At 61.2% G+C, this 11,948-nt stretch carries 13 protein-coding genes; 6 read left to right on the top strand and 7 right to left on the bottom strand.

From position 1 onward, the window contains the following. Positions 1-119 precede the first annotated feature (119 nt). The 5 genes from HT585_RS19935 (at position 120) to pyrG (ending at position 5,267) form a co-directional block, all read left to right on the top strand. Positions 120-611, top strand: coding sequence for a GNAT family N-acetyltransferase (locus HT585_RS19935; protein ID WP_176354606.1), 492 nt, complete (start codon positions 120-122; stop codon positions 609-611). A 59-nt stretch (positions 612-670) separates the two neighbouring features. After that, on the top strand, positions 671-1,984 hold the full coding sequence (locus HT585_RS32210; RefSeq protein WP_210270494.1) for a GNAT family N-acetyltransferase: 1,314 nt from the start codon (positions 671-673) through the stop codon (positions 1,982-1,984). Between the two features lie 128 nt (positions 1,985-2,112). After that, positions 2,113-2,883, top strand: a complete 771-nt coding sequence (gene tpiA, locus HT585_RS19950) for a triose-phosphate isomerase (RefSeq protein WP_176354607.1) — start codon at positions 2,113-2,115, stop codon at positions 2,881-2,883. Between the two features lie 134 nt (positions 2,884-3,017). Continuing rightward, complete coding sequence (gene secG / locus HT585_RS19955; RefSeq protein ID WP_176354608.1) at positions 3,018-3,488, top strand: preprotein translocase subunit SecG; 471 nt, start codon at positions 3,018-3,020, stop codon at positions 3,486-3,488. Between the two features lie 141 nt (positions 3,489-3,629). After that, positions 3,630-5,267 (top strand): CTP synthase, encoded by a 1,638-nt coding sequence (pyrG, locus tag HT585_RS19960; RefSeq protein ID WP_343214052.1) that lies wholly within the window; start codon positions 3,630-3,632, stop codon positions 5,265-5,267. Between the two features lie 79 nt (positions 5,268-5,346). On the opposite strand, the gene HT585_RS19965 is transcribed toward pyrG, so the two are convergent. The 7 genes from HT585_RS19965 to HT585_RS19995 all read right to left on the bottom strand — a co-directional run bounded on the left by HT585_RS19965 (position 5,347) and on the right by HT585_RS19995 (position 10,519). Next, positions 5,347-6,006, bottom strand: coding sequence for an SdpI family protein (locus tag HT585_RS19965; RefSeq protein WP_176354610.1), 660 nt, complete (start codon positions 6,004-6,006; stop codon positions 5,347-5,349). Continuing rightward, positions 6,003-6,272 carry a metalloregulator ArsR/SmtB family transcription factor gene (locus HT585_RS19970; RefSeq protein WP_210270495.1) on the bottom strand — a complete coding sequence of 90 codons (270 nt, stop codon included), beginning with the start codon at positions 6,270-6,272 and terminating at the stop codon, positions 6,003-6,005. The genes HT585_RS19965 and HT585_RS19970 overlap by 4 nt, the downstream gene beginning before the upstream one ends. Before the next feature lie 132 nt (positions 6,273-6,404). Continuing rightward, the gene (locus tag HT585_RS19975; RefSeq protein WP_176354611.1) at positions 6,405-7,598 is read right to left on the bottom strand and encodes a DUF418 domain-containing protein; all 1,194 of its coding nucleotides are present in this window, start codon (positions 7,596-7,598) and stop codon (positions 6,405-6,407) included. Positions 7,599-7,884: 286 nt separating this feature from the next. After that, entirely contained in the window at positions 7,885-8,538 is a 654-nt protein-coding gene (locus HT585_RS19980; RefSeq protein WP_176354612.1) for a CDP-alcohol phosphatidyltransferase family protein, read from the bottom strand. Positions 8,539-8,541: 3 nt separating this feature from the next. Next, a complete protein-coding gene (locus HT585_RS19985) occupies positions 8,542-8,928 on the bottom strand; it encodes a hypothetical protein (RefSeq protein ID WP_176354613.1) in 387 nt (128 codons plus the stop codon). After that, on the bottom strand, positions 8,925-9,875 hold the full coding sequence (locus HT585_RS19990) for a phosphatidate cytidylyltransferase (protein WP_176354614.1): 951 nt from the start codon (positions 9,873-9,875) through the stop codon (positions 8,925-8,927). The genes HT585_RS19985 and HT585_RS19990 overlap by 4 nt, the downstream gene beginning before the upstream one ends. Beyond that, on the bottom strand, positions 9,872-10,519 hold the full coding sequence (locus HT585_RS19995; RefSeq protein WP_210270496.1) for a lysophospholipid acyltransferase family protein: 648 nt from the start codon (positions 10,517-10,519) through the stop codon (positions 9,872-9,874). Before HT585_RS19995 ends, HT585_RS19990 begins: the two co-directional genes overlap by 4 nt. Before the next feature lie 539 nt (positions 10,520-11,058). Between HT585_RS19995 and HT585_RS20000 the strand changes: the two genes are divergently transcribed. Further along, positions 11,059-11,877: a class I SAM-dependent methyltransferase gene (locus HT585_RS20000; RefSeq protein WP_176354615.1), complete on the top strand. Its 819-nt coding sequence runs from the start codon at positions 11,059-11,061 to the stop codon at positions 11,875-11,877. Positions 11,878-11,948 lie beyond the last annotated feature (71 nt).

The following is an 11,948-nucleotide window of genomic DNA, read 5'->3' on the forward strand; positions in this document are numbered from 1 at the left end:
GATTTGATCATATGTCCAATTTGAGCGTTGGCTCAAATCGTTGGCGGACGATCTAAAACCGCGGCCGGCCTTTTTGGTCTGGTCCTCGTTTTCATCCATTTTATTTTTAGGAAACGCTCATGAGCGAACATGCATTGCCGTCCGATGCCGAAATTACCTTCCGCCGTATCTCGGCACTGACCGTCTGCGACGTCTGCGAACTCAGCGAAACGCTGAACGAAGAACAGCGCAACATGGTGGCCGACAACGGCACGTCGATTGCCGAAGCACATTTCTCCGAGAATGCCTGGTTTCGCGCAATCTACGCCGAGGAGACGCTCGTCGGTTTCATCATGCTGCACCAGGGATCGGATTGGGACGATGGCATCGATTGCCCCGGCGTCTACCTGTGGCGCTTCATGATCGCCCGTCCTTTTCAGGGCAAGGGTATCGGCAAGAAGGCGATCGACCTTGTCGTGCGCGACCTCAAGGCGCGCGGCATTCGCGAGCTTTACACCAGCTACGGCCTGGGCGAGGCAAGCCCGGAAGGTTTCTACACGGGACTGGGCTTTGTTCGAACAGGTGACAGCTACGGCGAAGAGCCGGAGGCCGTGCTCAAGTTTGCGGCCTGAACGAGACATCATTGGCGGCACTCGACCCGGCGTCGCCCGAAATAATTTACGAGAGAGACATGCAAAACGACCTACACGAGGCCAATCGGCTCTCATGGAATGCGGCAACCGCCGCACACAACAGCCACAAGGGTGATCAAGGCGCGTTCTTGCGCAACGGAGGCTCGACGCTCTATCCCGAAGAGATCGAACTGCTCGGCGACTTGGCCGGCCTCGATCTCTTGCATCTGCAATGCAACTCCGGCCAGGACAGTTTGAGCCTTGTCCGCCTGGGCGCCAAGGTCACCGGCGTCGATATTTCCGACGAAGCGATCGCATTTGCCACACGGCTTTCGAGCGAAAGCGGCATTGCGGCGACTTTCGAGCGCGCCGATCTTTTTCACTGGTTCGAAGGCGCTCGAGCACGCGGTGCGGTGTTCGATCGCGTCTTTGCATCCTATGGCACGATATGCTGGTTATCCGACCTCGGCCTTTGGGCTCGAGGTATCGCGTCGGTATTGAAGCCGGGCGGCCGGTTTGCCCTCATCGAGTTTCACCCGTTTGCGATGGTCTTCGATGAAACGTGGACGCCGCGCTACGACTATGCACCCCGCGAGCCGGTCTGCGAAGCAGGTGTTGGCGACTATGTCGCGGCGTCAGGCGCAGGGTTGGCTCCGAACGGCTACGAGCAGGGTGTCGTGGATTTTCGCAACCCCCACCCCTCATTCGAGTTCAATTGGGGCATAGCAGACGTCGTCCAGGCGTTGATCGACGCTGGTCTCAAGATTGAGCACTTTAGGGAATATCCCTATGCCAACGGCTGGGTCGGCTTTGAGGGGATGCGTGATAGCGGCGGCGGACGGATGCTGCCACCAGAGACTATGCCCGGCATTCCGCTGATGTACGCGATTGCGGCGACCAAGCCTGAGACAACGGCTCCGGTCAGGGCACGGTCAGAACCAATCATACGGCCCTACCGTGCCGAGGATCGTGACAGGCTGGCCGCCATCTGGCTGTCTGCCTCGCGTATCGGGCATCCTTTCCTTGGCGAAGAGCGTCTGCTGACCCAACTCGAGATGGTCCGCGACACCTATCTGCCGATGGCCGACAATTGGGTCGCAGAGGTCGATGGCCGTCCGGCGGGCTTCATCGGTCTGATCGACAGTTTTGTCGGCGGGCTGTTCGTCGATCCGGAGATCCATGGCGCCGGTATCGGCCGGGGGCTGATTGAGCACGCAGCGGCGCGGCTCGGTCATCTTGACGTCAGCGTCTATGCCGACAACGCGAGCGCTGTCGAATTCTATCGCCGTCGCGGTTTTGTCGAGACGGGCCGACAGGAAACGGACGACGAAGGATTGCCGTTCGCGGTGATCCACATGTCCCGCGCCTCCTGAGGCAACAGATAACCGCCAGGGCCGACCGTTTCGGCCCTGGCGGATTATTCCGCAGGCGATGCTTTCTTTTGCCGGTGGCATTTGCTAGGCCGCTTTCCGGAGAAAATACCTGACCCGGAGGAAATTTCATGACGCCTGACATCCGCCCGCTCGTCGCCGGAAACTGGAAGATGAACGGAACGCGCGCCTCGCTCGATCAGATCAAGGCGATGGCCGAAGGGGTCAAGGGCGATCTGTCGGGTAAGGTCGAGACGCTGATCTGCCCGCCCGCCACGCTGCTCTATGTTGCGACGGCCCTGTGCGACGACAGCCCTCTGATGATCGGCGCCCAGGATTGCCATCAGAAGCAGTCCGGCGCACACACCGGCGACGTTTCGGCCGAGATGATCGCCGATTGCTTCGGCACCCATGTGATCGTTGGCCATTCCGAGCGTCGCACCGATCATGCCGAACAGGATGGGCTGGTTCGCGCCAAAGCGGACGCCGCACATGCCGCCGAACTCATCGCCATTGTCTGCATCGGCGAAACCGGTGACGAGCGCAAGGCGGGCAAGACACTCGATGTGCTCAAGCGTCAGCTCGGCGAAAGCCTGCCTGATACCGCCACGGCGGAAAACACCGTTATCGCCTATGAGCCTGTCTGGGCCATCGGCACTGGCCTCACGCCTACGACCGCCGACGTCGAAGAGGCGCATGCTTTCATGCGCAAGGAACTGGTGTCCCGTTTCGGTGCTTCCGGGGCAAAGATGCGCATTCTCTACGGCGGTTCGGTCAAGCCGTCCAATGCCCGCGAGCTGATGGGCGTTGCCAATGTCGATGGTGCACTGATCGGCGGCGCAAGCTTGAAAGCCGAAGACTTTCTCGCCATCTACCGGGCATATGAAGATTTGACGGCCTGATTGTCCGGCACAGGCCGGGCAGGGGGTTGGAATAGCGGACAGGTTGGTATAAAGAGGCGCGAAAATTGCGCCCAGGAAACCCCGTGTCCGCGCAAGATTTGATTCGTTTGCCCAAAGGGCAGGACTGGAAGCTGATGCAGACCGTACTACTCGTCATCTATCTCATGGTCGTCGTTGCCCTGATCGGCGTCGTTCTCATTCAGCGTTCCGAAGGCGGTGGCCTCGGCATCGGCGGCGGTTCGGGCTTCATGTCCGCGCGCGGCACTGCCAATGCGCTGACCCGCACGACCGCGATCCTTGCCGCGCTGTTCTTCGTTCTGGCCCTGGCGATGGGCATCCTCGCCCGTTACCAGCCGCAGGCGACCGATATCCTCGACCGTATTCCGGGCACCAGCTCGGGCGGCGGCGTCCTCGACTCGCTCGGCGGCGGCAGCACCCAGGCACCGGCCGGTGGCGCAACGCAGCAGCCGGCGACCGGCAACGGCGCCGCAGCGCCGGCTCCCGCAACGACTGGCGAAGCTCCGGCCGGCGGTGCTGCGACAACGCAGACGCCCGCAGGCGGCGCCAACAGCAATACGGGATCGCAAGTTCCCAGCGGCCAATAAGGTCGCAATTCAGAAGAACCCGCCGGCGGATGGCACCATCCGCCGGTTTTGTTTTGTGTGAAAATCAGATTCCCTTCGAAGACGGAAAAATTCGGATAGACGAATTTTTCTGTGGCGGAATCGTTTGTTAAAAGGTATCCGGTGACTCCCATGGCGCGATATGTATTCATCACTGGCGGCGTGGTTTCCTCCCTCGGAAAAGGCATTGCTGCGGCCGCTCTTGGAGCGTTGCTGCAGGCGCGTGGCTACCGGGTGAGACTGCGCAAGCTCGACCCCTACCTCAACGTTGATCCGGGCACCATGAGCCCGACCCAACACGGCGAGGTGTTCGTCACCGACGACGGCGCCGAGACCGATCTGGATCTCGGCCACTATGAACGCTTCACGGGGCGTTCGGCGACGAAGACCGACAACATCACCACTGGCCGGATCTACAAGAACATCATCGACAAGGAACGCCGCGGCGATTATCTCGGCGCAACCGTTCAGGTGATCCCGCACGTTACCAACGAGATCAAGAACTTCGTTACCGAAGGCAACGACGACTATGATTTCGTGCTGTGCGAGATTGGCGGCACCGTCGGCGACATCGAAGCGATGCCGTTCATGGAAGCGATCCGCCAGCTCGGCAACGATCTGCCGCGCGGCACCGCGGTCTACGTCCATCTGACGCTGATGCCCTATATCCCGGCGGCTGGCGAGCTGAAGACCAAGCCGACGCAGCATTCCGTCAAGGAACTGCAGGCGCTGGGTATTCATCCCGACATCCTGCTTGTGCGTGCCGATCGTGAAATCCCGGAAGCCGAACGCCGCAAGCTGTCGCTGTTCTGCAACGTCCGCCAGTCGGCGGTTATCCAGGCGCTCGATGTTGCCTCGATCTACGACGTGCCGATCGCCTACCACAAGGAAGGCCTCGACAACGAAGTGCTGGCAGCCTTCGGCATCGAGCCGGCTCCGAAGCCGCGCATGGAAGCTTGGGAAGAAGTTGCCGATCGCATCCGCACGCCGGAAGGCGAAGTCACCATCGCGATCGTTGGCAAGTACACTGGCCTGAAGGATGCCTACAAGTCGCTGACCGAAGCGCTCTATCACGGCGGCATCGCCAACCGCGTCAAGGTCAAGCTCGAATGGATCGAGTCGGAAGTCTTCGAAAAGGAAGATCCGGCGCCGTATCTTGAAAAGGTGCACGGCATCCTGGTTCCCGGCGGTTTCGGCGAGCGCGGCTCCGAGGGCAAGATCAACGCGGCGCGCTTCGCCCGCGAACGCAAGGTGCCGTATTTCGGCATCTGCTTCGGTATGCAGATGGCCGTCGTCGAAGCGGCGCGCAATCTCGCCGGCATCGACAAGGCGTCCTCGACCGAGTTCGGCCCGACCAAGGAGCCGGTTGTCGGCCTCATGACCGAATGGGTGAAGGGTAATGAACTCCAGAAGCGTTCCGCTTCCGGCGATCTCGGCGGCACCATGCGCCTTGGCGCCTATCGCGCTTCATTAAAGGCCGGCACGAAGATTGCCGACATCTACGGTACGACCGATATCTCGGAGCGTCATCGCCACCGCTACGAGGTCAACGTCGACTACAAGCCGCAGCTTGAAACCTGCGGTCTGGTGTTCTCAGGCATGTCGCCGGATGGCATCCTGCCCGAAACGGTCGAGTACCCTGACCATCCGTGGTTCATCGGCGTCCAGTATCATCCGGAGCTGAAGTCGCGTCCGCTTGATCCACACCCGCTGTTTGCGAGCTTCGTCGAAGCAGCACTGGAACAGTCGCGCCTCGTTTGATACGTGATTTTGCTTTTAAAAGAAAACGGCCGGTCCCTTGTGACCGGCCGTTTTCGTTTCGGTATCCTGTGCGGAATGGTTACCGGCGTGACGGCTGTCCTTGCCGGCGGGAGAAGATGTAGCTGTAAAGGCTGCCGACGGCGAACGGCAGCATGAAGGCTGCGATCGTCACCACCGCGAGCAGCGGTCCGGCGTTCAGGGCCAGTGCGGCCAGCATCAGCAGGATGCCGGCTGCCATCATCAGCTTACCGGTCAGGCGATGCGTCGCCGCCCAGTTGGCTGGGTCGGCGAGCGTCCATGGCAGGCGGAGCCCGGCAAATCCATTGGGTTGCGATTTCGGCATCACGTTGCCGATGACGACGGAAAGCAGACCCATCGCGAACGCGATGACGTTGACCATCGATACGTCGAACCCGAGGCCGATAAGCACGATGACGGTTTGAATTGCCACAAAAAGCGCAAGAATGCCGATCGACGCCGCGACGACGAGATGGCGACCGGCCTGTCGTCCGGGTGCAAAGCGGTCGGCGAAAGCCATCAAAACCAGAACGACGGTTGCACCGAGCGGAGCTGTCAGCAGCGCCCGGTCGCGCGGCCAGAACGCATCCGGCTTGCCGTCGATGCCCCAATGGATCGGAAGCTCTGTGGCGGACGGGATCATGAGGTAGCCGGAAAGCGTCGTGGCGACGAGGGCGGCCGCCAAGGGCAGCAGCAGGGGAGCGCGCAGCACAGATGTCATGGCGTTTGATCCTTCTTGCCCAGAAGTCCGCTCAAGGCTTCTTCCAGGATGGACATGTTGAGATGATAGATGAGGCTCGTGCCCCGGCGTTCCACCGCGACCAGTTCTGCATCGCGTAGCTTGTTGAAGTGCACCGAAAGCGTCGGCTTGGTCAGGTCGAAATGACCGGCAAGCTCGCCGGCGCTCATCGGGCGGGTCTTCAGCAGGGTCAGAATTTGTCGGCGTACCGGGTGCGAAAGCGCTTCGAAGACGGTGTTGATCCGCATGGCCATGATCCATTGTTGGCACATAGTTAGATAGATATCTAATTAGTGTCAACACGAACAAATGAACCAGTTGAATACCGAACCGCCCGGCGCGAAAGGCGCGCTTGGCGCTTCGAGTTTCGGTCTGAAGCGCTATCGCTGATCCGCGCTTGCGAGCTTGCGCCATTGCGGGATGCGCCAGATGGTGGCCAAGCGCAACAGCCACTCCAGCGGACCATAGGCGAAGCGCTGCATCCACCAGCCGCTGAGAACGAGCTGGGCCGCGTAGACGATGAGGGCAATCGACACGGTTTCGAGCGCCGACACGCGACCCACCAGGCCGAGACCATAGCCATGGAAGATCAGCGCGCACATGAGCGATTGCAGCAGGTAGTTGGAAAGCGCGGTGCGACCGGCCGGCGCCAGCCGATCGCGCAGCCATCGGCCGCCGGTACTATCAAGGAACAGCACCATGGCGCCGACATAGGCTCCCGTCAGCAACGGCGCGGTCAAGAGCCCGATAGCGAGCCCGATGATCGCCAGCGGCGTTTCGCTCATCGCGACGCCGGTATAGGCATAGACGACGGCGCCGGGCAGGCCGACGAAGAGGCCGAGCCAAACGAGCCGCCGCAGCAGGGCGCGGTTCTCCTGCGGGCGAGACAGGATCTGCCGGCGCCCGGCAATCAGGCCGATGAGGAACATTGCGAGCGCCGATTGCGCCTGCAGCAAGCCAAGGATGACCCAGACCGACGAAAGCTCGGTCAGGTGCTGGCCGATGATCGATTGCCAATTGCCCCTGAAGGCCGCTTCCGTCGCCGCAGCCGTAGCGATGATCGTGTCCCGATCGACAGGGGGCGGTTCCATGGTCGCGACGACGCCAAGCGCGAACCACGCGAGAGCCGTACCGATCACGAGAAAGCAAGCAAGACGCCGGAGTGCGGCATCACTTCGCGTCCGCAACATCATCAGCACGACGCCGAGAACGGCGTAGGTCGTCAGGATGTCGCCGTGAAACAAAAGCACCGCATGCGCCAACCCGATCAGCCAGAGCCCCACTTGGCGCCGCAGGAGCCGCGGCACGAAGGCGTCGCCGGCCTTTTCGGCAGAGCGCATCTGGAGGGTAAAACTGTAGCCGAAGAGGAAGGAGAAGAGCAGGTAGAACTTCATTTCGAAGAACAGCGCGACGATCACGTGCACGGCGCGATCGAGACCGGTATCGAACGATGGATCCGGTAACTCCAGGCCGTAGAACGCCGACGCGAAGGCCATCGTATTCACGAGCAGGATGCCGAGCAACGCGAAGCCTCGCAGTGCATCGACCCCGTCTATGCGGTCTTGGGTGGTCATGGTTATCTCCGTAACGGCAGGCGTTTTTAAACACCTGCCGGATCCCCCTGATTCAAAACATCTCTCGGAGAACGGGTGGCTCGGTAGAGCGGTCATACGGCCGCTCCAACGATCCTTGTCGGCAGTGCGCCGCGTCAGCCGTCCATTGGTGATTAAGTTGCGTCAATTAATAAATAGAGTAATCTATCTAGTAACTAACGTTGGCGACGTCAAGGCTCTCGCCGGGCGCGGCGCCCGCGACGTGTTTAAAGGGCAGGTTTTGGAGATAGCAGTCCGCTTGAGGCCACTATTTGGCCGCGGCGTTAGCCCTCAGCCATAAGGTCTGGCGCCGGGCGCGACGCATTGCTGTAAAGGCCGCACCGATTGCGATGACGACAAGGGCGGCGAGCATCACTTCACTATCGCCGAGCCATAGCCCTTCAAAAGCGGAAACCACGGCCGCGAGCGTGATCGCCGCCATGCGGTGCTGTTTTGCCATCGGGCCGGAAAAGTCGCTCGGCGCACCATTGGCGCGTCCGAGTTCGCGCACATAGGCGGTGAGGACGGCGCAGGCGCCGGCGGCAAAGCCGAGCGCGGGCAGGCCTATGCCGTAGCCAGCGCCGACGAGAATGAAGAGGTCGGCGACGCGATCGGGAAATTCATTCCAGAACGGGCCGTCCGGAGCACCCTTGCCACCTTCGACGGCAACCATGCCGTCAAACAGATTGCAGAGCAGGCGCAATTGGCAGAACAGCGCCGCCGCGATGAAAAGCAGGGACCGAAGCCCGTCCTGGGTCTCGCTTGTCAGCCAGAAGGCAAGTCCTGCCATCGCCGCGGCGGCCATGCTCGCCTGCGATATCTGGTTGGGCGTGATCGCCATCGCTGCCAGCCGCCGGGCGATCGTCTGCGCCCAGCGGGTATTGCGGCTCGCGAGCGGCCTTCGGTCACCGGTGTCTGTCATGGTTCAATTTCCCCCGCGGCTGATCGAATAGTTGTAGGCGACCGCATAGCTGGTCGAGACCAGAAGCGGTACGGCAATGGTCTTCAGAATTTCCGGTGTACCGGTCGCCGCATGGATGGCGACGAGAATGGTCGTCGAGGCAAGGCTGGCGAGAAGCGGCGGCATCCAAAGCCGTGCGGCACCGCGGAACCGATTAGACAGCGCATCGATCGACGATTTCAGGCAAAGCGTCAGCGCGGCTGAAAGCGCACCCTGCACCAGGCCGGCGACGAGCGGCCGCGGCATAGGGTGGTGGTGGTTGGCAAAAAGTGCCCATCCGCCCATGGCGAAAAAGGCGAAAAGCACATGGACGACGCTGCTGCGAGCAACGGCGCGCAGGTGGCTGCTCATGTCAGCGACCACCAGTATCGCGTCAGATGGAAGAAGATCGGTGCCGAAAAGACGACCGAATCCAGACGGTCGATCAGGCCGCCATGCCCTTCGATCAGATGACCCCAGTCCTTTACCCCGCGGTCCCGCTTGATCGCCGACATCACCAGTCCGCCGAAGAAGCCCATCAGTGTGATGATGAGAGACATAACGCCGGCCTGAAGCGGTGTAAATGGCGTGATCCACCAGAGCGAGGTACCCAGCAGCGTGGCGCTCGCAACACCGCCGACGAAACCCTCCACTGTCTTCGACGGCGAGAGTTTCGGGGCAATTTTGGTCCGCCCGAAGAGCTTGCCCCAGACATACTGCAGCACGTCGCTCGACTGCACGACGATGACCAGGAAGGCGATCAGGAGCACGTTGCGCCCCTCGTAGCCGGGAATCTGTAGCGTCAGCAGCGCCGGCACATGCGAGGCGCAAAAGACGCAGATCATCAGGGCCCATTGAACTTCGGAGATCCGCAGCAGGAAGTTCTGCGTGTCGCCTCGCAACACCGCGATGATCGGCATTAGCAGAAAGGCATAAACGGGAATGAAGATCGCGTAGATGCCGTACTCCTCGGCCCACAGCAGATAGTAGTTGATCGGCAGAGCTAGGAAGAAGGCGGCGGCGATCGCCCAATGGTCGGCGCGTCGCGTGTTAATCAGCGTGATGAATTCGCGAAGCGCCGCAAACGAGCAGAAGGCGAAGAGCAGCAGCACCCCGACACGTCCGGCAATGAACGCAATGGCGATCAGGAAGACCATTGCCCACCACGCCTTGATGCGGGCGTTGAGGTTTTCGATCGCGCCATTGGAGCCGTCAGGCGAGAGCTTGCGCTGCAGCACATAGCCGACCGAAGAGGCGAAGAGCAGGATGCCGCCGACGCCGAGCAGCAGGGTGACCATGTCGGAAGTCGTGGTGCTCATGCGTCGTTGTCCGTCTGTGCGGGCGCGAGCGAAAGCAGTGCCGCCTGTGCCCTGGCGATGAAGTCTTCCTTGCTCTCGTCCGGTTCCACCTTGAGCGGTTCACCGAAGTTGATCGTGCAAATTAACGGGATCGGAACGAACTCGCCTTTCGGCATCACGCGGTTGAGATTGTTGATCCACACCGGAACCAGCGCCACGTCCGGCCGCTTGCGCGCGAGGTGATAGAGTCCGCTCTTGAACGGCAACAGCTTGGCCTCGGTCTGGTTGCGCGTGCCCTCGGGAAAGACGATCAGCGAGGCGCCTTCGTCGAGTGCGGATGCCATCTGCTCGACCGGATCGCTGGTGCGGGCGGCGGGATCGCGCTCGATCAGAACGGCATTGAAGACGTCGCGGCCTATGAAGGATGTGAGCTTTGACTTCAGCCAGTATTCGGCACCGGCGACAGGGCGGGCGCGTTGACGCAGCCAGGGCGGCAGCACTGCCCAGATCAGGATGAAATCGCCATGGCTGGAGTGATTGGCGAAATAGACGCTCTGCCTCGGCGGCAGGCCGGATTCGTGCCAGAGCGCGCGGGCGGCTGTCAGCGCACGGGCAAACATCATGATTGCGACCGAAGCGAGTTTGGCAAGCAAATCCCGAATCATACCGACAAGATCCCGGTTGGAAGACATCCCGTTGTTGAGGGATATCGCGCGCCTCGCGCCCGCATGCGCTCCATGCCCTGCAATGAAATGATCAATGTTGCCCCTCAAATGCGCGGCCCATGGTAACCCCAGGCTGCATCGGCCGACTTTACGCGATTGCGTCGGCTTCACAAGCGGACGACGTCGCTCCTGAGATGAAGACGTGCGGGCGGCGCAATTTCTTCGATCGGAGCAAATTTTTGGCTGTCGCAACGGAAGTGATGCGACGTCTCACCGCAGCGATTGGCCCAAAGGCAACTTCTATCGACCGTTGACCGCCTGCAACTCCGGCGCTAACTTCCATGGCTCAAGAAGAGGAGCGTCGTCCAATGCGCCAGTAATGCCCGGTGAAAACCGAATTCGCCTCAACTTCGCTCGCGAAGTGGATGGACGATGGCATTGCTCGATCCGCAACCAACGGACAGACGCCAAGGCATGTTTGCCTGCGATTTCCATTCCCCGTGAGCGGTCATGTTTGGACATGTTTCCAAGGACCGACTATGCAAGACACAACGATCAAGCTTGATATCATCGATCACAACCGCCAGGCCTGGGACAGGCAAGCAGGCGAGCAGCGCGAATGGTCAAGACCGGTGACGCCGGAACTGATCGCCGCCGCCCGTCAAGGGCAATGGCAGGCGCAACTGACGCCCGGCGATCTGCCGAAGGGATGGCTGCCCGCCATCAGCGGCAAGAAGATCCTCTGCCTGGCTTCCGCCGGGGGCCAGCAGGCGCCCATCCTGGCAGCGGCCGGTGCCGAGGTCACCGTCTTCGATATTTCAGAGCGGCAGCTCGATCAGGACAGGCTGGTGGCCGAGCGCGAGGGACTGGCACTGACCGTTGTTCGGGGCGATATGCGCGACCTCTCGGTCTTTGCCGATGGCATCTTCGATATCATATTCCATCCGATATCGAATCTTTACGTACCGGATATCCAGCCGGTCTGGCGTGAATGCCATCGGGTGCTGAAGACGGGCGGGCGGCTGCTCGCAAGCTTCTACAATCCGGTGGTTTTCGTCGGCGACCGCGACCGGAGTTATGCCGAACAAGGTCTCATTCGACCAGCCTACGCGCTTCCCTTTGTGGAGGCGGAACATCTCGCGCCCGACCTGGTGCGGTCAAAGATCGAACGGGGCGAGGCACTGGTGTTCGGGCACAGCCTGGCCGAGCAGATCGATGGCCAACTCCGGGCCGGTTTCGTGCTGGCTGGTTTCCACGAGGATCGGCAACCAGTGCCGCGCTTCCTGATCGACAGGTTCGTGCCGACGTTTATCGCCACCTGCGCCGTCAAGAGCGATCTTGATCTTCAGCGCGCTTGAGCCGACCCCGCTGTTCGGGTCGCAAAAAACGCTGATCGAATGAGAACGACCGCAGCGCCCGCCGCGACGCT

Source organism: Ensifer oleiphilus, from assembly GCF_013371465.1.
Classification (GTDB): domain Bacteria; phylum Pseudomonadota; class Alphaproteobacteria; order Rhizobiales; family Rhizobiaceae; genus Ensifer; species Ensifer oleiphilus.